The organism is Streptomyces sp. NBC_00236 (genome assembly GCF_036195045.1).
Lineage (GTDB): Bacteria > Actinomycetota > Actinomycetes > Streptomycetales > Streptomycetaceae > Streptomyces.
In genome coordinates this window covers 5,938,789-5,959,721 of sequence record NZ_CP108100.1, presented here as the reverse complement: position 1 = coordinate 5,959,721, position 20,933 = coordinate 5,938,789, and the positions used below count along the sequence as shown (strand labels likewise).

The following is a 20,933-nucleotide window of genomic DNA, read 5'->3' as shown; positions in this document are numbered from 1 at the left end:
TTTACCAGGTCACCGGCAGCTCGTGGACGCCGTCGATGAGGGCGTTGGCCTTGAAGGGCAGTTCGCCCAGGGCCGCGTCGAGACGCAGTCCGGGGATGCGCCGCAGCAGGGTCGTGAAGACGACCTCCAGCTGCATGCGGACGAGCATCTGGCCCGCGCACTGGTGGCGTCCGAAGCCGAACGCCACGTTGTGGCGTGCCTCGCGGCGGGTCAGGTCCAGGGTGTTGGGGTCCTTGAAGACCGCCGGGTCGTGATTGGAGGCGGAGAGCGAGCAGATGACGCCCTCGCCCTTGCGGATCAGCTGGCCGCCGATCTCGGCGTCCTCCAGCGCGACGCGGACGGTGCCGTGATCGGAGATGCTGGAGTAGCGCGACAGCTCGTCGACGGCCTGGCCCGACAGCTCGGGGTGCTCGCGGAGCCAGTCGGCCTGCTCGGGGTGCTGGAGGAGAACGAGGGCGCCGATGGAGATGCCGTTGACGGTGCTCTCGTGGCCGGCGGCGATCATGGCCCGTACGAGTGCGCTGATGTCGGCCGGTTCCAGCTCGTTCTTCTCCCCGTTGCGCTGGAGCAGACTGCTGATCAGGTCGTCCCCGGGGTTCTTCTGGCGCTCGGCGATGAGCTCGTAGAGGAGCACCTCGACCTCGGCATTGGCCGTGGCGTGCTCCTCGGCGCTGCCCTGGGTGACGAGGAGGGTGACCCAGCGGTGGAACAGGTCGCGCGACTCGTGCGGGACGCCGGTCAGCTCGCACATGCCGATGGACGGCACGGGCATCGACAGCATGGACACCAGGTCGACCGGGCCGCCCCGCTCCAGCATCGCGTCGATGCACTCGTCGACGATCTCCTGGGTGCGCGGCCGCATCGCCTCGACGCGCTTCACACTGAGCTCCGGCATCAGCATCATGCGGTGCGCGGTGTGCTCCGGCGGGTCCATGTGGAGCAGCGCGGGCTTGACCTTGCCGAGCAGTTCCATGGGGAAGTGGAACTGGAGCGGGTAGCCGGGGTCGGCCATGTTGGAGCTGAACCGGGGGTCGACCAGCATCTGCCGGACGTCCTCGTACCGGGTGAGGAGCCAGGCCTCACGGCCGTTGAACCTGAGCTTGACCCGGGAGACCGGCTCGGTCTCCCGCAGCACCGCGTACTCCGGTGCGGGGTCCAGGGGGCAGCCGGTGCGCTCCAGGGGGAAGGGGCGGGGCTGGGCGTGCGGACATGCGTCGACGAGATCGGACATGGTTCCTTCTCCAGAGGTCTCTGCGCTCGGTGGGTGGGGGTGGCGCACTCAGCCACGGGCCTTCTCGAGGGCGGCGCGCACGGCGGCGGCGGTGCGGGCGATGTTCTCGCTGAGCGGCAGGTCGCGCAGGTCGGCGGAGAGGACCTCCACGGACGGGGTGACGTCGACGCCCTTGGCGTCCAGCGTGCGCAGCAGTCCGGTGATGTCGAAATCGCCGTCACCGGGCAGCAGGCGGCCGCTGAGTACCTCGTTCATGACGTCGGGGGACGGGGTGCGCGGGGCGTCGCCGAATTCCACGCCCGCGATCTGCGCGCCCGTGAGCTGATCGACCGAGCCGACGCCCGTCGGGTCACGGAAGAGGTGCCACATGTCGATGAGCAGACCGGCGTTGGGGCGGTCGGCGGCGACGATGACGTCGGAGGCGACCTGGTAGGTGAAGCCGGGCATCACGGCCATCGCTTCGAGGGAGACGTTCAGCCCACGTGCGGCCGCGCGGTCGCACATCGCGCCGAAGCGCTCGGCGAGGACCTCGGTGGGCGGCATCTCCACGCCGGTCGGGTAGACGGCGCAGGACTTGACTGCGGGAATGCCGGCCAGCCCCGCCAGCTCGAAGAGACGGGTTTCCGACTCCAGGGCGGGGCCGCTCTCCTCCGGTCCGGCGTTCCAGCCGAACAGGACCTCCAGCTCGTGCAGCCGGACCCCGTACTCGGAGAGCAGGCCACGCAGCTTGTCCGCCGAGTGGTCGGCGAGGAACGCCTCCAGCTCCTCGACGCTCATTCCCATCGAGACGCAGTTGTTCTCGGCCAGCGCCGCCAGCCGTTCCTCCAGCGTGTACCGCACCGGCTCCTGCCAGACCGACCCGGTCAGGTGCAGATAGGCAAATCCCAGGTCGGTCCTGGTCAGAAGGGTCATGGTGTACCTCTCGCTCGAAAGTCCTCGGCCGGTCCTGATGGAGGCGGCAGGGGCGCGGCGCCGGCCTGGGCGCGTCCCACCGGAGGTGCGTCGGGTCCGGGGTGACCGGGCCTCGCCTCAGGCGGCCAGGCTGCGGCGGACGGGCTGGAGCGCCGTCCTCGGGTCCACGGCGACGACGTCGAAGTTCCCGGTGGTGACGGGAACGCGGCCGAAGAGGCTGTCGGGGCCTGCGACGTACAGCTTGCCGACGCCGTTGCGGCGCAGGGCGTCGACGACGGCGGGCCAACGGACCGGACGGACGAAGCCGTCCAGCAGCATGGTGCGGACCTGGTCGCCCGTGGTCAGCAGGGTGCCGTCCTGGTCGGCGACGACCGGTATCCGGGGATCGTGGAAGGTCAGCGGGGCGAAGAGCTCTTCCTCGGCCCGCCGGCGCAGAGGGGCGAAGACGCTCGCGTGCATGGGCGGCCGCATCGTGTACAGCGGCAGCCCGCCCACCGAACGCAGCCGCTTGCCGAGCCACTCCAGCACGGACTCGCGCAACGACACCATGTAGAAGTCCTCGTCGACGTGGCAGGCGATCTCGTACCACTCACCGCGCTCGTCGAGTTCGGCGAGCACCCGGTCCAGTTCGGAGCCCGGGACGCGCGTGAAGGAGTGGGTGACGACATCGCGGTGGTTCTCGGCGAACCAGGACTCCAGGAGCCTGGCCCAGCCGGCGGTCAGGCGGACCGCGTCGGCGAAGTCCAGGACGCCCGTGTGGGCCGCCGCGGTCTTGCCGCCGAAGCTGGGGCCGACGCAGAGCCCGGGCTGCGGGTCGAACCGGTCCTGCGCCCAGGCGGCGAGGGCCAGGCAGTTGACGAGGAAGGCGACCTGGGCGTATTCGCTGTAGTCACCTTCGGTGTCGCGGTAACGGTCGACGAGCGAGTAGCCGAGCGCGTCGTCGGCCTCGGCGACGAGCCGCCGGGCCACCGGGTTGATCAGCATGAACTTGGCCGAGTCCTGGAAGCGCGTGGGGCTCATGCCGGGAAAGACCAGCGCACCGCCGGTGCGGAAGTCGTGTCTCATGGTGTCCTGCCCTTCAGCACGTCGTTCCCTGAGCGATCAGCCCGTCGGGCGCTTCGTTTCCGAACCGGTCGGGATCCAGGCTGAGGTCTGCCCGCCGCCGCCAAAACCCCTAAGGTTCCCGGGTCCCAATTCCGTTGACAGCAGGCCGCACTGGACACCGGACACCTCGTCGACCAGGCGGTGTAAAGGCACTTCGCCTCCACCCGGCGAGGCCCCGTAGAGCCCCTAAGGGTCCTGGGTCCGGAGCGGCCGGGCCGGCGGGTGGGGGCCGCGAGAGGGCGACGGCTGTCGGGACAGCCCTTAGGGGGGTGCCGGACAACTTAGGGGAGGGCACGGGGATCGCACCGGGTCTTCAATGAGGGACGGTTATCCCGATTCCGGCGCCGGTGCGAGCATCCACCGCGCACCGTCGAGCCTTGGATGGGTGGGACCATGACAGTGATTCAGGACGCCCCGTCGAACAACGGTGGTGACAACGCCCCGGAGTCCCAGCCCGATCTGCGCTCACTGGTGGCGCAGGCGGCGGAGCTGAAGAGGGCGGCGCGCGAGGGGATGGGCCCGCGCTCCACGGAACAGCAGCACGCACGGGGCAAGTTGACCGCCCCCGAACGGCTGGAGCTGCTCTTCGACGCGGGGACGTTCCAGGAGGTGGAGTCGCTGCGGCGGCATCGGTCCACGGGCTTCGGCCTGGAGCACCGGCGGCCGAGCGGGGACGGGGTGATCACCGGATGGGGCCTGGTGCACGGACGTACGGTGTTCGCGTACGCGCATGACTTCAGGGTCTTCGGTGGCTCGCTGGGCGAGGCGCACGCGCAGAAGATCCACAAGGTGATGGACCTGGCGATCTCGTCCGGCGCGCCGTTGGTGGGGCTGAGCGACGGTGCCGGGGCCCGGATCCAGGAGGGCGTGACGGCGCTCGCCGGATACGGCGGGATCTTCCGCCGCAATGTGCGGGCCTCCGGGGTGATCCCCCAGATCAGCGTGATCCTCGGGCCGTGCGCGGGTGGTGCCACCTACTCGCCGGCGCTCACCGATTTCGTCTTCATGGTGCGGGACATCTCGCAGATGTACATCACCGGGCCGGATGTGGTCCAGGCCGTCACGAACGAACGCGTGACGCACGAGCAGCTCGGTGGGGCGGAGGTCCACGGGACGGTCTCCGGCGCGGCCGGCTTCGTGTACGACGACGAGGCGGAGTGCCTGGACGAAGTCAGGCACCTGCTCTCCCTGCTGCCCGCGAACAACCGCGAACTCCCGCCCGAGGCACCGACCGACGACCCCGCGGACCGGCGGTGCGAAGCGCTGTTGAGCCTGGTTCCGCATCATGCCAACCAGTCGTACGACATGCGCGCGGTGATCCGGGAGATCGTCGACGACGAGGACTTCTTCGAGGTCCACGCCCAGTGGGCCACCAACATCATCTGTGCGCTCGCCCGGCTGGACGGCCACACGGTCGGCATCGTGGCGAACCAGCCCGCGTCGCAGGCCGGAGTGCTGGACATCCACGCCTCGGAGAAGGCGGCGCGGTTCGTCCAGACCTGCGACGCGTTCAGCATCCCCCTGATCACCCTCGTCGACGTGCCCGGCTTCCTGCCGGGCACCGACCAGGAGCACCAGGGCATCATTCGGCACGGCGCGAAGCTGCTCTACGCCTACTGCGACGCGACCGTCCCCCGCGTCCAGGTCATCCTGCGCAAGGCGTACGGCGGGGCGTACATCGTGATGGACTCGCGTTCCATCGGAGCCGACCTGTCCTTCGCGTGGCCGACCAACGAGATCGCGGTGATGGGCGCGGAGGGCGCGGCGAACATCGTCTTCCGCCGGGAGATCGCCGCCGCGCCGGATCCCGCGGCGGCTCGCGAGCAGCGGATCAAGGAGTACCAGCAGGAGCTGATGCACCCGTACTACGCGGCCGAGCGCGGCCTGGTCGACGACGTGATCGATCCGGCCGAGACCCGCGCGGTGCTGGTGCGTTCCCTGGCGATGCTGCGGACCAAGGACGCGCCCGTCCCGGCCCGCAAGCACGGCAACCCCCCGACCTGAGTCCTGTGAGGAGTGACCGAACCCATGACCACTGCCCCCTGCTCCCCCGTGTCCGGAGCCGCGGACCCGGACCACGCCGGACCGGTGCTGCGCTTCCTCGGTGGTGCGCCGTCCGCCGAGGAGATCGCCGCGGTGACCGCCGCGCTGCTGAGCCTGCGCCGCGCTCCGGCGGACCGCCCGGAAGCCGGGCGGGGCGTGGCCCCCTGGCAGAACACGCCGCTGCACTACCGGCCCCCCGGAAGCTGGGCGGCGCGATGAGACGAGGGCGCCGGCCCCCGCCGGACCCGACCCGACGACCACAGCCGCAGTCACAGCCGCAGTCACAGCCGCAGTCACAGCCGCAGAAGAAGGATGTAGAGCACTGATGAGGGACGACTCACGGGAGACCGGACCCTGGATCCGGCGTTTCCATCCGGCCCCCGGGGCACGCACCCGCCTGGTCTGCTTCCCGCACGCGGGCGGATCGGCCACCTACTACTTCCCGGTGGCCCGTGCGCTGTCCCCGGCGATCGACGTTCTCGCGATCCAGTACCCGGGCCGCCAGGACCGGAGGCAGGAACCCTGCGTCGAGGACATCGAGGAACTCGCCGATCTGGTCGTGGAGGAGCTGGGCCCCTGGAAGGACCTGCCCCTGACCCTGTTCGGCCACAGCATGGGAGCCACGCTCGCGTTCGAGGTGGCCCGCCGGCTGGAGGCCGCGGGGACCTCACCGGGGACGCTGTTCGCCTCCGGCCGCCGGGCACCCTCCCGGGTGCGCGACGAGCGCGTGCATCTGGCGGACGACGACCGCCTGATCGCCGACATCACCCAGCTGAGCGGCACGGACGCCGCGGTGCTCGGCGATCCCGAGATCCTGCGCATGATCCTTCCGGCGATCCGCAGCGACTACAAGGCCGCGGAGACCTACCGCTACCGGCCGGGGCCGCCGCTCGGTCTGGACGTCGTGGCGCTCGTCGGTGACACCGATCAGCAGGTGACGGTCGACGAGGCGGCTGCGTGGCGCGAGCACACCACGGGCTCGTTCGAGCTGAAGGTGTTCCCCGGCGGCCACTTCTTCCTCGACTCCCAAGTGTCCCCGGTCCTCGACCTGATCCGCGCCCGCACGAGCGCGCTGACGGTCGGAACGTGAACGGCGGGGAGCGGCGCTCCGTCCGCCCTTCCCTCCCGGTCACACCCGGGTGATTCCCGTACGGGACGCCGACGGCCGGCATCCCTCCCCGGAACCGCTCCCGCCTGCCCCGGAATCACCTCCGGGGCAGGCGTACTTCATGTACCGGGCAATGCATTCCGGACAGAGTTGTGCTTCCCTCACCAGAATCTAGACGACCGTACTAGACTAACGTCTATCGCGGCATCGGGCAGTCCGCCCTCAAGAGCCGATGTGCGAGGCAGTCCCGGTCGGAACCCGCAAACACCCCGCCCGGACAGACACCCCCATCCCCGCCCCGTGTATACGGTCACGCCTCCTTCCCATGGTTGGCCGTCACCGACCGGCTATCGACTACGGAGGCCAGAGTGCCGGTACGACCAGAGAACGGCGTCACGTCACGCGTCACCGAGGACGGGTACCTCGAATTCCTCACCGCGGCGGACGGCGCCAGTTACCGGTGCAGCCCCGTCGCCGCAGCCATGTGGATCGCCTTGCGCCAGCACAACGGCCAACTCGGCCCGGCGGCCGAGATGCTGGCCGAACTGTGGTGCACGGACCCGGAGAACACCCGTACCGACATGGACATCTGGGTCAGCGAACTGCGGGACGCCGGCCTGGTCCGCGACGAGCCCTGAGCCGGCGGCGACGCGGGGCCCGCGCCGCCGGGCGCCGGCCCACCGCCCCTTCCCGCCCGTTGCGGCCCGCCCCGTTCAGACAGCCGGGCCCGCACCGGCCGCGGCACCCTGATGGAGTACCAGGATCGCCCTCATCGCCTCGGCCAGGTCACGCCCCGAGGGCGCGGTCTCCGGTGAGAACAGCCACAGCGACATCACACCGTTGAGCAGGGCGGCGTAGAACCGGCCGAGGGTGACCGCCATCTGCTCGTCGACCTCGCTCTCGTCCACGCCATGGAAGAGCGCCACCAGCGCCGACCAGCCGAACGGCTGGGCCCTGGAGAGACCTTCGCGCATCTGCGGCAGGTCCTCCGCATGCACGGCGACCTCCACGCTCAGCGCCCAGAGGGGTTTGCGCTCGGGGAAGATCTCGACGATGCGGTTCCAGACCAGCTCGAAGCGCTCGATCGGCGACGACGCGGATTCGAGATCGGCCCCGATCGCGGTGCCCGGACCGAACTCGTCCGCCCACTCCTGCATCGCCTGCACGTAGGCCTGAACCAGCAGGGCGTCCTTGGAACCGTAGTGGTACCCGATGGACGCCAGGGCGGTTCCGGATGCCGCCACGATGTCCCGGGCGCTCGTTCGGGCGAAGCCCTTCTCCAGCAGACAGCGCTTCGCGCCTTCCAGGAGATCTTCACGGTGACCCACAGCACCACCCTTGCCTCGAAGCCGTCCGGGCATCTTAGACCGACCCAACTGCCTTGGAACGGCTAAGCGTTGACCAGTGGATGCCGAACATGCCGCCGCTTCGCCGAGCGTGCAGCTTGTGGCCACTAGAGGATGCGTCGAGCGTGCGCCACACTCATAGGCGTGTAGCGTACGCACACGCGTTCCATATACGCCACACACGTTCCATCAAAGCGTTTTCCCAATGCGGGACAGGTCGGAGCGCAGCATGGGTTCGGGGGACACTGTGGAATTTGCCGAAAGAGAGCTGGAAGTCAGGGCGTTGCGCACCGCACTCGGTGAGTGCCGGGGCGGCGCGGCCCGCATCGTCGTCATCGAGGGAGCCGCGGGATGCGGCAAGAGTGAACTCATCGACTCCCTCGCCGAATGGGCCGCCGCGGACGACCTGATCCTGCGGGCGTTCGGTTCACCGACCGAACGGGATCTGTCCCTGGGCCTGATGCGACAGCTGACCGGAGACGCACCGCCCGGCGCGCTCCCCGAGGTCTCCGCCACACCGGACGGAGAACCTCAGGTCAGCGCGATGCGCGAGTTCCAGGCGGCGTTGGAGCGGCTGAGCAGTACGACTCCGGTCGTGATCTCCGTCGACGACGTGCAGCACGCGGACAGTGCCTCCCTGCGCTATCTCCAGCACATCGTCCGGCACAGCCGCGCCACCCGGATGCTGCTGGTGCTCACGACGCCCTTGCACCAGGACAGCCAGGACGCCTCGTTCGGTACGGAGCTGCTGCGCAGCCGCAACGTGCGGCGCATCCGGCTGCGGCGGCTCACCCCCGAGGGGTGCCGGCGCGTCGCGGCCAGCTCCCCCGGCCCCACACCGCGCGAGGCGCTCTCGGGCGAGCTGCACGCGATCAGCGGGGGCAACCCGCTGCTGCTGCGCGCCCTCCTGGAGGAGTACCGTTCCGCGCCGGCCACCACCGATGCCTTCCGCCCCGAGCAGGGCGGGCTGTTCGGACAGGCGGTCCTGACGTGCCTGCGGCACAGCGGACCGCGCATGCTCGACCTCGGAGCGGCGCTCGCCGTGCTGGGCGACGCCTACACCCCGGAACGGGCCGGCAGACTCCTGGGCGTCCCGGCGTTCACCGCCGCGCAGTCGGTCGCTTCCCTGTCCGCCTCCGGCATCCTCAGCGGTCACCGATTCCCGCACCCGCACACCCAGAGGGCGGTCCTCGATCAGGTCCCGGCCCATGTGCTGGCCGGCCTGCATCTGCGCACCGGCGAACTCCTGTACGCCGAGGGCGAATCCGTCACCCGGGTTTCCGGACACCTGCTCACCGCAGCCCAGCTGGGCGGATCGCTCACCGCCCTCCCCTGGGCCGTGGACGTGCTGCGGGAGGCCACCGAGGACCTGCTGACGCACGGCAACCCTGCCCGGGCCACCCAAGCACTCGAACTCGCCCATGAACTGAGCCGTGACGAGCAGCAGCGGGCCGACATCAAGACCCGGCTCGCGGCCGTCACCTGGCGGGTCAACCCGGGACGGGCGGAGAAGCACCTGTCCGCTCCGCTCGCAGTGCTCCGCGCCGGCCGCCTGGCCGCGGAACGCCTCGCACCGCTGGCCGAACTCCTCACCTGCCAGGGCCGGGTCGCCGAGGCGGGAGAGGTGATGTCCAGGATCCTCCGGGAGACCGTGGCGAGCAGCACCGGGGGCCAGGACCGCACCGGATTCGGCCCCCGCCCGGACGAGGACGCCGGGGCGCCCGGCTCCCGGGCCGAGATTCCGCGAGTGCCCGGGGAGGGACGGCTCGCGCCCGGCACCGAGAGCGGCACGGAGACCACGGCCGCCGAACGCTTCCTGCGTACGACGGTCCTCACCGACGACACGCTGGAACCGGTCATGCGGGCGCTGCGCTCCCTCGCCTACTTCGGTCACCCGGAGCAGGCCGCCGCCTGTTGCCGCGAGCTGATCGCCGAGGCCGAGCGGCAGAAGGCCCCCGCCTGGCAGGCCCTGTTCTCCTCGGCTCTCGCGGCGGTACTGCTGCGCCTGAGCGATCTGCACGCCGCCGAGGAGTACGCGTGCCGGGCGCTCGACTGCCTGCCGGAGCAGAGCAGCAGCGCGTTCGTCGGGAGCCCGACCGCCACCCTGATCCGTGCGCGCACCCTCATGGGGGACCATGCGGCAGTCGCGCGCCAGCTCCACCAGCCCGTCTCGGACACGCTGTTCAAGAGCACCCACGGCCTCTCCTACCTGCGCGCCCGCGGCCTCTACCTGATGGCGACGCATCAGCTTCACGCCGCCCTGGGCGACTTCCTGGAAGCGGGCCGGCTCGCCAGGAGCTGGGGCGTGGACCGGCCGGCGATGCTGCCCTGGCGCACGGACGCGGCCGACGTACTGTTCCGGCTCGGTGAGACCCAGCGGGCCAGGACGCTCGTGGAGCAGCAGTTCGCCGACCCGGACGCGCGCCGGCCCTGGGTGCGCGGAATCAGCCTGCGTCTACGCGCGGTGACCTCGGATCCGCGCCAGCGGCTCACCCTGCTCAATCAGTCGGTCGACGAGCTCGGCCGGTCCGGCGACCGGGTGGAGCTGGCCCGTTCACTCGCGGAGCTGGGCCGCGCCCTGCGGGCGGTCGCCGAGCCTGCCCGTGCGGACGCGGTGATCCGCAGGGCCTGGAACCTGGCCCGGGAGTGCGGTGCCGAGACGCTGTGCGAGGAGTTCAGCCCGGAGCTCGGCCCGGAGGACCGGATGCGCCGGCGCGGCGCCCCGGAGGAGTTCCGCTCCGATCTCGACACGAAGCTCAGCGACTCCGAGCGCCGGGTGGCCACTCTCGCGGCGAGCGGCTACACCAACCGGGAGATCTCCCTGAAGCTGCACATCACCGTCAGCACCGTCGAGCAGCACCTGACGCGCGTCTACCGCAAGCTCAACATCACGCGTCGGCAGGACCTTCCGGTCGACCTCCACCTTGCGGTCTCCACGGCCGAAGCGGTCTGATGAGCCGAAGCGGTCCGGCCGGCCGGGGCAGCCCGATCGGCCGAACCGGTCCGATCAACCGGCTTCAACGCGATGGAAGGACTGACCTCCGTGACCCCCGGAAAGCTGTTCGCGCTCAGCGACCAGCACGTCACCCATACGGAGAACCGGCGCATCACCGAGTCGATCCGGCCGGAGTCCGACGACGACTGGCTGCTCGTCGCAGGTGACGTCGGCGAGAAGTTCGAGGACATCGCCTGGGCGCTGAAACTCCTCTCGGAGCGATTCCGCCAGGTCGTCTGGGCTCCCGGCAACCACGAGCTGTGGACCCATCCCGCCGACCCGGTCACTCTGCGCGGCGCGGAACGATACGAGTCCCTGGTCGAACTGTGCCGGGAGCTGGGCGTGTTGTCCCCGGAGGACCCTTACCCGGTCTGGCACGGCGGCGAGGAACCCGTCACCGTCGCCCCGTTGTTCGTCCTGTACGACTACTCCTTCCGCGCTCCCGGGACCCACACGAAGGAGGAGTCCCTGCGCGTCGCCCACGCGGCAGGGGTGGTGTGCACCGACGAGTACCTGCTCCACCCCGACCCGTACCCGTCGCGTGACGCCTGGTGCCGGGCTCGGGTCGCCCTCACCGAGGAACGGCTCGCGGCCGTCGACCCGGGGCACCGTACGGTCCTGGTCAACCACTATCCGCTGGTGCGTGACCCCACGCGGATCCTGACGTATCCCGAGTTCGCCCAGTGGTGCGGCACGGAGCTGACCGCGGACTGGCACCTGCGCTTCCGGGCGGCCGCCGTCGTCTACGGCCACCTCCATATCCCACGGGTCACCTGGCACGACGGCGTCCGCTTCGAAGAGGTGTCGATCGGGTACCCGAGGGAGTGGCGTTCCCGGCCTCCCCGCTCGCCGCTGCGTCAGATCCTGCCGGTCCCCGCACCGGAGCACACGGCATGATCGACGCCGTACTGCCCCCGGACGTGGCCGCCGTGAGCGTGTTCGGCGATCTGTCGCCCGCGGACGGCCGCGGGCTCTTCCCGGCGGAGACGGCGGTGATCGCCCGTTCGGTACCGCACCGCCGCGCCGAGTTCACCACCGTCCGGCTGTGCGCCCGCCGCGCCCTGGACAAGCTCGGCATGCCCCCGGTACCCCTGGTGCCGGGGAAGCGGGGCGCGATCGACTGGCCGGCCGGCGTGACCGGCAGCATGACCCACTGCACCGGTTTCCGTGCGGCGGCGGTCGCCCGCACCGGGTTCGCCGCGTCACTGGGCATCGACGCGGAACCGAATCTGCCCCTGCCCGACGGCATCCTGGAGGTCGTCTCCCTGCCGCGCGAGAGGGCCGCGCTCGCCGGACTCTCCCGGCAACGCCCGGACGTGCACTGGGACCGGCTGCTGTTCAGCGCCAAGGAGTCGGTGTTCAAGACCTGGTATCCGCTGACCCGGCGCGAGCTCGACTTCACGGAGGCGGAGCTCGACTTCGACCCCGTCGCGGGCACGTTCTCGGCGCGGCTCCTGGTGCCTGGTCCCGATGTGGCCGGGCACCGTCACGGCACGTTCTCGGGGCGCTGGACCGTGGGACACGGCTTCGTCCTGACCGCGATCGTCCTGCCGGGCTGAAGCGGCCCGTCTGTCCACGGCCGGCCGGGGTGGGCGCGCGCCGGAATTGTTCCCCTGCCCCCTTCCCCTCATGTGGCGTGCCCAAACGGTGTCACGATCTGAACACAAGTAAAGGGAAAGTAAATGAAACACATTCATTGAGTAAATGATACTCGGTGAGCAACCCCCTCAGTTACGCTCATGACCGACCGAGCCCAATCGGAATGACTTAACGGAAATCCTGGACGAGGGGGACAATTTCCTGACCCAGCACTACCGGACCACTTCCCGCCGAACACCCGCGTGTTAATTTCCGCCAACCGTTCCGAAACTTTCCGTATTCCCTCTCTCCACCGCTTGGCCTTACTCTCGGATCACTCGTGAGCGAATTTACGCTCCATTTCTCTTCACGAAATCCGGATATTTTAGAGTTGAAACGCCCGAACGACCTGCGGGCGCAAGGGGGAGCAGCGAATGCCGGCAGCCAGAGGGTCCCACTCGGTCGGGGAACGCACACCACTGGACCGCGGCGCACCGTCGCAACGAATCCACGGCGGCAGGCCGCCGTTGGACCGCGAGGAGAGCCGGTCGGCCCCGGCGGGCCCTCCCTCCACCGCAGGCGGTCCCGCGGGCGTCACGGCCTTTCACACGCTGATCACCGAGATGAGCAGCCAGTGCGGGCACGAACTTCTCCTCGTCCTGCCCAGCGGCGCCCGCCCCTGCCAGGCGTTCCCGGCCGCCCGGACCATCGCCCTGGACCTGCTGGGCCGCGGAGTGCGGGCCCGGTTGATCTACCAGCACGCCATACGCGGTGACCTGGTCACGCGATCCCTGGTCCGGGAGCTGACCCAGCACGGGGCCGAGGTCAGGACCAGCGCCGAACTGATCGATCCGCTCGTCGTCTTCGACCGCGAAGCCCTCGTCCTGCCCCACTCCCCGGGCCCCTCCGGGGAGACCGGCATGACGGCGGCGGTCGCGATACGGGCCCCGGCGATGGTGGCGTTCGCCTGTGCCGCTTTCGAGAACCTGTGGAACACCGCATGCCCGCTCATTCCCGACGCTAAGGACACCCCGCACACGATCGACGCCCTCAAGAAGGCGATAGTGCGCCTTATGGCGATGGGCCACAAGGACGAAATGGTGGCTCGCCGGCTCGGCATATCGGTCCGTACCTGCCGCCGGCATATTGCGGAAATCATGGATGAACAGGGCGCCATCAGCCGCTTCCAAGCCGGTGTTGCCCTGACCCGGGCCGGCCTGATCGACGACCCTTTTCCGGTGTCCTCGACGGTCACGACGGGAAACTTTTCCGCCTCACCGAACAATCCCTGCTCCACGGATGGGCCGACGTCTTCCGCAGAGATGCCCGGAACATCACCCACGTAACGAACCGGACGGTTACGCACCTATCGAGTATCTGCCGGAATACCGCCTTACCGCCCCTTGCACAGAACGGCGTCGGCTCCCAGCACCTCACCGAGGTCCTGGGAGCCGACGCCGCGTTCGTGCCCGGTGGCGGGCCCTACTTGGTCCACTCCGACCAGTTCATGTTCCAGCCGTTGAGACCGTTGTCCGGCTGGATCGTGCTGTCGTGGGAGTTCTTGACGACCACGACGTCCCCGATGAGGGAGTTGTCGAAGAACCAGGCAGCCGGAGTGCTCGGGTCACCGGCACCGCGCGCGTCCTGCAGACCGACACAGCCGTGGCTGGTGTTGGTCGTGCCGAAGATGCCCGATCCGCCCCAGTAGTTGCCGTGGATGAACGTGCCCGACGTGGACAGGCGCATCGCGTGCGGCACGTCCTTGATGTCGTACTCGCCGCCGAAGCCGACGGTGTCACCGTTCATCCGGGTCACCCGGAGCTTCTCGCTGATGACCATCTGGCCGTTGTACGTGGTGGTGGCCGGGGCACCCGCCGAGATCGGGATGTCCTTGATCTGCTTGCCGTCGCGGACGACCTTCATCCGGTGCGACTCCGCGTCGACCGTGCTGACCTGCCGGCGTCCGACGGTGAACGAGACCGTCTTGGCCTGCTTGCCGTAGACCCCCGGACGTCCCTCGACACCGTCGAGGTTGAGCTTCACGGTCACCTTGGTGCCCGCGGCCCAGTAGTTCTCGGGACGGAAGTCCAGACGGTCGTTGCCGAACCAGTGGCCCTCGATCTCGACGGCGGGTTCGGCCGTCACCTCGATGGCCTTCTCGACCGACTCCGGGTCCGTGATGCCCCGGGTGAAGTGGATCGAGACCGGCATGCCGACGCCGACCGTGGAACCGTCCTCCGGGGTGTACTGCCCGATGAAGGTGTTCTGCGGAACCAGCGTGGTGAAGGTGGTGTCCTTCGCCGACTCACGGCCCTTCGCGTCCTTGGCGACCGCGTGGACCTGGTACTTCGTCGCCGATGCCAGGTGCCGGTCCGGCTCCCAGCTCGTACCGTCGGCCGCGATCTTCCCCGCGACCTCGGCCCCCTTCGGGTCGGAGACCTTGACCGTGGCCAGCTTCCCCTGCTCGGCCGAGATCTTCAGCGCCCCGCTCGTGGCGACGGAGTCGGCCCCGTCCTTCGGCACGATGTTCACCACGGCCTGCGAGGCCGTGGTGTCCCCGGTCCCCGCCCCGACCGCCTTGCCGCCCTTGCTCCCGCCGTCGGTGTCTCCCCCGCCGCATGCCGTCACCAGCAACAGCAGCGCACCCAGTACCAGAGCCAGCAGACCTGTGGACCCACGCCCCCGCCGCCTGCTGTCCGCCCCGGCCGATGCCCCCGATATCGGCTGCCCGTTCAATGTGGTCGTCTCCCCTCACACGGCCTGGTCCCGCCAAGGCCCCAGGGAGCCCGCAGGCTCCCACCCCCGCACGCTGCACATGCGCGCTCAGCGAAAGATAATCACACCGACTGCGGGCAGATCTCCTCCGGAATGTCACCGTTCAGTCCCAACTCGTCCCGGGACTTCGCCTGGTCGGGCGTGGTACCGCCGCCGAGGGGCCGGCACGCCGGACGGCGCGGCCGTAGCGGCCGCGCCGTCGGTGAGGGACCGGAAGGGGTACCCCCGGGTGTCAGCGGAGTGCGGAACCCGCCTTCCACCGCTTCCAGTCCATGTTCCAGCCGCCCAGACCGTTGTCCGGAGCGACCTTCTTGTCCTTGGAGTTGACGACCTCGACGACGTCCCCGATCAGCGTCCGGTCGAAGAACCAGCCGGCCGGGGTGGAGCCGCTGCCGCCCTGCACGTCACGCAGCCCGATGCAGCCGTGGCTGACGTTCGTCGAGCCGAAGATGTCGTCGTCGGACCAGTAGTTGCCGTGCAGGAAGGTGCCGGACTCGGTGAGCCGGATGGCGTGCGGGACGTCCTTGATGTCGTACTCGCCGCCGAAGCCGACGGTCCGCCCGTCCATCCGCGTCACCTCGTGCATCTCGCTGACCACCATCTTCCCGTTGTACGTGGTCGTCGTCGGGGAGCCCGCGGTGATCGGGACGGTGGAGACGAGCTGCCCGTCCCGGCGCACCTCCATCGTGTGCGCGGCCGAGTCCACCCGGGACACCTGCTCCCGGCCGATGGTGAACCGGACCGTCTTGCGCTGGCTGCCGTACACCCCCGGCGCCCCCTCCACATCGCGCAGCCCCACCTCGACGGTGACCTCGGTGCCCGGCTGCCAGTAGTCGGCCGGGCGGAAGTCCAGACGCTTGTCGCCGAACCAGTGCCCCGCGATCTCGACCGCCGGATCGGCCGTCACCCGGATGGCCCGCTGCACGGCCGCGCGACGGGTGACGGGACGGTTGAACGCGAAGGAGACGATCATGCCGGTGCCGACCGTCGACCGGTTCTCCGGTTTGAAGTACCCGATGAAGCGGTGCTCGGGGACCTGTGTGGTGAACGTGGTGTGGCGGGCCGCGCGGTGCCCCGCACCGTCCACGGCCACCACGTCGACGCTGTACTTGGCGGCGAGCCCGAGCCGGGCGGAGACGCCCTGCGGGGACCAGGAGAGCCCGTCCTCGGCGATCAGGCCCCGCACCTCCTGCTGCTGCGCGTCCTCGATCCGGGTCACCTCGACGCTCTCCAGCCGCCCGTCGGGCACCTTCACCTCGACCCGGGTGTCGGGTGCGACGTCCTCGGCCCCGTCCTGCGGGGTGATCCGGATGGCTTCCTGCGGCGAGCGGGACTTCCCGCCGATGATCGAATCCGTACCCGAGCAGCCCGTCAGGACAGCCAGTACGACCAGTACGGCGAGCAGTCCCGACCGGGCCTTCACGGTCGCCGGGCTCGCCCCTGCCTTCTTCGCTACGTGATTCACGTCCCCCCAACGACGGGGGCGGCCCGGGGGAAACGTGAGTGCGGGCCCCCTCGTGGGCAGAACAGAGGGGACGACCACACTCGGGGAGCCGCGGCCGGGACGCCGCACACCCCCGTTTCCGGTGCCGGTCCCATGAGCCGCGGGAGGCGAGCAGGTGTCGAGCGCAGCCGAGCAAGAGGCAGTGCCGAGGACGGTTACGGGGCCGTCCGGGACGGCGGCGGTGGAGCGTACGCCCGCCACCGGATCCGGCCGGGCCACCGGCCCCGCACTGCGGACACCCGCGGTGTGGCCGGGGGCGCCGACCCCCCTGGGAGCCCGCTTCAGAGTGGGCCCCGACGGGGTGGCGGGCACCAACTTCGCCCTCTGGGCCGGCGGGGCGGAGGCCGTCGAGCTCTGCCTCTTCGACGAGGACGGCACCGAGACCCGCCTCGCCCTGACCGAGCTGACCCACGAGATCTGGCACGGCTTCGTGCCCGGTGTACGCCCCGGCCGGCGCTACGGCTACCGGGTGCACGGCCGCTGGGACCCGTGGACGGGCGCCCGGTGGAACGCGGCGAAGCTGCTCCTCGATCCCTACGCACGGGCCGTCGACGGCGATTTCACCCTTCCGGCCGAGGTGTACGGCCATGTGAGGGACTGGCCCCAGCAGCATGTCGCCGACACCGTGCGCGACGAACGGGACTCCGCTCCGTACGTCCCCAAGGGAGTGGTCGTCCATGACGACGACGACTGGGCCGAGGACCGCCGCCCCAAGACGCCCTGGGCCGACTCCGTCATCTACGAACTGCACGTCCGCGGCTTCACCGCCCGCCACCCCGGCATCCCCGAAGAGCTGCGCGGCACCTACGCGGGTCTCGCGCACCCGGCGGCCATCGGCCATCTGCAGCGCCTCGGGGTGACGGCCGTGGAGCTGCTGCCGGTGCACCAGTTCGCCCACGAGGACCATCTGCTGCGGCGCGGGCTGCGCAACTACTGGGGCTACAACTCGATCGGCTACTTCGCCCCGCACGCCGCGTACTCCGCGAGCGGCACGGCGGGCGAGCAGGTCGGCGAGTTCAAACGGATGGTGCGAGCCCTGCACGACGCGGGGATCGAGGTGATCCTCGACGTCGTCTACAACCACACGGCCGAGGCGGGCGAGCTGGGCCCGATGCTGTCGCTGCGCGGCATCGACAACCGCGGCTACTACCGGCTCCAGGCCGACGCCCGCAGATACGCCGACTACACGGGCTGCGGCAACACCCTGCACGTGGTGCAGCCGAACGTGCTGCGGCTGATCACCGACTCGCTGCGGTACTGGGTCACCGAGATGGGCGTCGACGGATTCCGCTTCGACCTGGCCGCGGCGCTGGCCCGGTCGATGCACGACGTCGACATGCTGTCCCCCTTCCTCGCGGTGATCGCCCAGGACCCGGTGCTGCGCCGGGTGAAGCTGATCGCCGAACCGTGGGACGTCGGCAACGGCGGGTACCAGGTGGGGGCCTTCCCCCCGCTGTGGACCGAGTGGAACGACCGGTACCGGGACGCCGTACGGGACTTCTGGCGCGGCGCCCTCCCCGACGTACGCGATCTCGGCTACCGGCTGACCGGGTCGAGCGACCTCTACGCCTGGGGCGGCCGGCGGCCGTACGCCTCCGTCAACTTCGTCACCGCGCACGACGGGTTCACCCTGCGCGACCTGGTGAGCTACGAGCACAAGCACAACGAGGCCAACGGCGAGGGCAACCGGGACGGCACCTCGGACAACCGGTCCTGGAACTGCGGCGCCGAGGGCGAGAGCGACGACGCGGGCGTCAACGCGCTGCGCCGCCGCCAACTGCGCAACCTCCTCACCACACTGCTGCTGTCGACCGGGGTGCCGATGCTGGTCGCGGGCGACGAGATGGGCCGCACCCAGGGCGGCAACAACAACGCCTACTGCCAGGACAACGAGATCGGCTGGGTGGACTGGTCGCTGCTGGAGCAGCCGCAGTGGCGCGAGCTGACCGAGCTGACGGCCCGGGTCCTGGAGCTGCGCCACACCCATCCGGTGCTGCGGCGCCGGGCGTTCTTCTCCGGCCGGGCCCAGGCACCCGACGGGCTGCGGGACCTGGCGTGGTTCACCCGGCAGGGCGCGGAGATGACGGAGGAGGACTGGTACGCCCCCGCCGCCACGGTCGGGCTGTACCTCTCCGGCCGCGACATCCCGGGCCGTGACGCCCGGGGCGAGCAGGTGACCGACGACAGCTTCCTCGCGGTCCTGCACGCCGGGGACCGCCCCGCGGACTTCGTGCTGCCGGGACCGCCGTGGGCCGACGCGTACGAACTGGTCCTGGACACCTCGCGGGAGGACCAGTCCGCCGCACCGGGCACGGTCCACGAGGGCGGCGAGGTCTTCCGGGTGCCGGCGCGGTCGGTACTGCTGCTGCGGGTGCGGTCGTGAGGGAAGGCCTCTTCAGCCGAGGATGCCGCGTTCGTAGGCCACCGCGACCGCGGCCGCCCGGTCCTTGGCACCCAGTTTGGCGAAGACATGGGTGAGATGGGTCTTCACGGTCGCCTCGCTGATGAACAGTTCGGCGGCGATCTCGCGGTTGGACGTCCCCCTGGCGACGAGTCCGATCACCTCGCGCTCGCGCGCGGACAGCGCCTCGTGGCCGGGCGCGGCCGGGGTGCGCACCCGTGAGATCAGCCGGGAGGCGACGGCGGGCGAGAGGACGGTGCGGCCGTCGGCGGCGGCGCGGACGGCGGTGAAGAGCTCGTCGCGGGGCGCGTCCTTGAGCAGATAGCCGGTGGCGCCCGCCTCGATCGCGGGCAGGGTGTCGGAGTCGGTGTCGTACGTGGTGAGGACCAGGACCTTGGAACGGGCGCCGCGCCGGGTCAGTTCGGTGATCGCCGCGACTCCGCCGCCGCCCGGCATCCGCAGGTCCATGAGCACGACGTCGGGGTCGAGCCGGACGGCCATGTCGACGCCCTCGACACCGTCGGCCGCCTCGCCCAGCACCCGGAACTCCGCCGCCGACGCGAACATGCCGCGCAGTCCGTCCCGTACGACGGGGTGGTCGTCGACGACGATCAACGTGATGACGCGTGCGGGTTCCCGGTCCATGGGGGCCCACCGTACTGTGCCGATGGATCCTGGGACTGACGGACCATGGGGACCCGGGCACAGACCGCGGTGCCGAGGCCGGGGCCGGTCTCCACCTCGACCGTGCCCGCGATGCGTTCGGCGCGCGCCCGCATGCCGCCCAGCCCGAATCCGCCGGCGCCCCGGTACGGCGGCAGCGCGGCCGGGTCGAAGCCGCGGCCGTCGTCCCGCACGTCCAGCGATATCTCGTCGCCCATGTAGGACAGGGTGACGCCGGCCCGGGACGCCCCGGCGTGCCGGGCCGCGTTGGCCAGGGCCTCCTCCGCGATGCGCAGCAGGGTGGCGCCCACCTCGTCGTGCAGCGGCTCGGCGGTGCCGGTGACGGTGAACTCGGCCCGGACCCCGGTCCGTTCCGACCAGGTGGTCACGGTCTTCTTCAGGGCGCCGGGCAGGTCGTCGTGCTCCAGCGCGGACGGGAGGAGGTTGTGCACGGAGCGGCGCGCCTCGCCGAGGCTGTGCCGGGCCAGTGCGGCGGCCCGGGCGAGGTGCTCACCGGCGAGCGCGGGGTCGGTCCCGGCCGTGGAGGTCACGGCCTGGAGCTGGGCGATGATGCCGGTGAGTCCTTGGGCGATGGTGTCGTGGATCTCGGCGGCCAGCCGGCTCCGCTCGTCGGCCACCCCTGCCTCACGCGCCTGGACGAGGAGTTGGGCGTGCAGCCCGGCGTTCTCCGCCAGGGCCTGTTCGAGCCGGGCGTTGGCCGACTCCAGGGCGGTGATGGTGTCGGTCCGGGTACGCGCCTGCTCGGCCTCCCGGTTGCCGATCTGGGCGAAGACCATGGTGAGGCTCACGTGCACGGCCAGCACGATGGCGAAGACGACCCAGTTCATGAGGGTGACGGGCGGCAGCCCGCTGCCGGACTGCGACCCCGCCATGATGACGGCGATGGCCAGCAGCCCGGCCCGCATGCCCCGTGGCGGCAGCAGCCGGCCGGCGTCGAAGTAGCCGAGCACGGCGTAGATCGAGAAGAACGGGTTGCACCAGGTCAGCCCGAGGGCCAGCAGGGTGCGGACGACGAAGTAGGCCCGGGCCGCGCGTGATCCCTGCTCGGCCGGGCCCCGGCTCCACAGGAACTGCAGGGCGAGCGCGGCCGGGAGCAGCAGCGCGGCGGCGTACACGTCCGTGCGGGACATGAGGAGCCCGCTGGTGACGGCCGAGACCACGGTGGCCAGAGCGAGCAGCGCGTACGGTCCCTGCCGGAAGAACCGCTCCCACCACTGTTCGGCCGTGGCCTGCCTCGGATTCATGGGTGAAG

General features: G+C 70.5%; 17 protein-coding genes. 9 read left to right on the top strand and 8 right to left on the bottom strand.

What is annotated here, in order from left to right; translation table 11 throughout:
• Position 1: 1 nt before the first annotated feature.
• From OG446_RS26995 to OG446_RS26985, 3 genes are all read right to left on the bottom strand, one after another.
• Positions 2 to 1,231: a cytochrome P450 gene (locus tag OG446_RS26995; protein ID WP_328896454.1), complete on the bottom strand. Its 1,230-nt coding sequence runs from the start codon at positions 1,229 to 1,231 to the stop codon at positions 2 to 4.
• 48 nt (positions 1,232 to 1,279) lie between these two features.
• Complete coding sequence (locus OG446_RS26990; RefSeq protein WP_328896453.1) at positions 1,280 to 2,143, bottom strand: sugar phosphate isomerase/epimerase family protein; 864 nt, start codon at positions 2,141 to 2,143, stop codon at positions 1,280 to 1,282.
• Positions 2,144 to 2,260: 117 nt separating this feature from the next.
• Positions 2,261 to 3,127, bottom strand: a complete 867-nt coding sequence (locus OG446_RS26985) for an ACP S-malonyltransferase (protein WP_328898425.1) — start codon at positions 3,125 to 3,127, stop codon at positions 2,261 to 2,263.
• 513 nt (positions 3,128 to 3,640) lie between these two features.
• Between OG446_RS26985 and OG446_RS26980 the strand changes: the two genes are divergently transcribed.
• From OG446_RS26980 to OG446_RS26965, 4 genes are all read left to right on the top strand, one after another.
• On the top strand, positions 3,641 to 5,251 hold the full coding sequence (locus OG446_RS26980) for an acyl-CoA carboxylase subunit beta (protein WP_328896452.1): 1,611 nt from the start codon (positions 3,641 to 3,643) through the stop codon (positions 5,249 to 5,251).
• A gap of 24 nt (positions 5,252 to 5,275) precedes the next feature.
• Entirely contained in the window at positions 5,276 to 5,509 is a 234-nt protein-coding gene (locus tag OG446_RS26975) for an acyl-CoA carboxylase subunit epsilon (RefSeq protein ID WP_328896451.1), read from the top strand.
• A 106-nt stretch (positions 5,510 to 5,615) separates the two neighbouring features.
• A complete protein-coding gene (locus OG446_RS26970; protein WP_328896450.1) occupies positions 5,616 to 6,380 on the top strand; it encodes a thioesterase II family protein in 765 nt (254 codons plus the stop codon).
• 386 nt (positions 6,381 to 6,766) lie between these two features.
• Positions 6,767 to 7,036, top strand: coding sequence for a PqqD family protein (locus tag OG446_RS26965; RefSeq protein WP_328896449.1), 270 nt, complete (start codon positions 6,767 to 6,769; stop codon positions 7,034 to 7,036).
• Positions 7,037 to 7,111: 75 nt separating this feature from the next.
• Here OG446_RS26965 and OG446_RS26960 read toward each other — a convergent pair whose 3' ends face one another.
• The gene (locus OG446_RS26960) at positions 7,112 to 7,726 is read right to left on the bottom strand and encodes a TetR/AcrR family transcriptional regulator (protein ID WP_328896448.1); all 615 of its coding nucleotides are present in this window, start codon (positions 7,724 to 7,726) and stop codon (positions 7,112 to 7,114) included.
• 265 nt (positions 7,727 to 7,991) lie between these two features.
• Here OG446_RS26960 and OG446_RS26955 point away from each other — a divergent pair, with 265 nt between their 5' ends.
• The 4 genes from OG446_RS26955 to OG446_RS26940 all read left to right on the top strand — a co-directional run bounded on the left by OG446_RS26955 (position 7,992) and on the right by OG446_RS26940 (position 13,663).
• Positions 7,992 to 10,697: an AAA family ATPase gene (locus tag OG446_RS26955; RefSeq protein ID WP_328896447.1), complete on the top strand. Its 2,706-nt coding sequence runs from the start codon at positions 7,992 to 7,994 to the stop codon at positions 10,695 to 10,697.
• Between the two features lie 90 nt (positions 10,698 to 10,787).
• Positions 10,788 to 11,636: a metallophosphoesterase family protein gene (locus OG446_RS26950; RefSeq protein ID WP_328896446.1), complete on the top strand. Its 849-nt coding sequence runs from the start codon at positions 10,788 to 10,790 to the stop codon at positions 11,634 to 11,636.
• Positions 11,633 to 12,298 carry a 4'-phosphopantetheinyl transferase family protein gene (locus OG446_RS26945; RefSeq protein ID WP_328896445.1) on the top strand — a complete coding sequence of 222 codons (666 nt, stop codon included), beginning with the start codon at positions 11,633 to 11,635 and terminating at the stop codon, positions 12,296 to 12,298. Before OG446_RS26950 ends, OG446_RS26945 begins: the two co-directional genes overlap by 4 nt.
• Positions 12,299 to 13,063: 765 nt before the next feature.
• Complete coding sequence (locus OG446_RS26940; RefSeq protein WP_328896444.1) at positions 13,064 to 13,663, top strand: helix-turn-helix transcriptional regulator; 600 nt, start codon at positions 13,064 to 13,066, stop codon at positions 13,661 to 13,663.
• Positions 13,664 to 13,799: 136 nt separating this feature from the next.
• Here the strand turns inward: OG446_RS26940 and OG446_RS26935 are convergent, their stop codons facing one another.
• Entirely contained in the window at positions 13,800 to 15,053 is a 1,254-nt protein-coding gene (locus OG446_RS26935) for a L,D-transpeptidase (RefSeq protein ID WP_328896443.1), read from the bottom strand.
• A 271-nt stretch (positions 15,054 to 15,324) separates the two neighbouring features.
• A complete protein-coding gene (locus tag OG446_RS26930; RefSeq protein WP_328896442.1) occupies positions 15,325 to 16,557 on the bottom strand; it encodes a L,D-transpeptidase in 1,233 nt (410 codons plus the stop codon).
• Between the two features lie 154 nt (positions 16,558 to 16,711).
• On the opposite strand from OG446_RS26930, the gene glgX reads away from it, so the two are divergent.
• Positions 16,712 to 18,979 (top strand): glycogen debranching protein GlgX, encoded by a 2,268-nt coding sequence (glgX, locus tag OG446_RS26925; protein WP_443050232.1) that lies wholly within the window; start codon positions 16,712 to 16,714, stop codon positions 18,977 to 18,979.
• Between the two features lie 12 nt (positions 18,980 to 18,991).
• Here the strand turns inward: glgX and OG446_RS26920 are convergent, their stop codons facing one another.
• Together OG446_RS26920 and OG446_RS26915 are read right to left on the bottom strand one after the other, a co-directional pair.
• The gene (locus tag OG446_RS26920) at positions 18,992 to 19,642 is read right to left on the bottom strand and encodes a response regulator transcription factor (protein WP_328896440.1); all 651 of its coding nucleotides are present in this window, start codon (positions 19,640 to 19,642) and stop codon (positions 18,992 to 18,994) included.
• On the bottom strand, positions 19,609 to 20,925 hold the full coding sequence (locus tag OG446_RS26915; protein ID WP_328896439.1) for a sensor histidine kinase: 1,317 nt from the start codon (positions 20,923 to 20,925) through the stop codon (positions 19,609 to 19,611). Before OG446_RS26915 ends, OG446_RS26920 begins: the two co-directional genes overlap by 34 nt.
• Positions 20,926 to 20,933 lie beyond the last annotated feature (8 nt).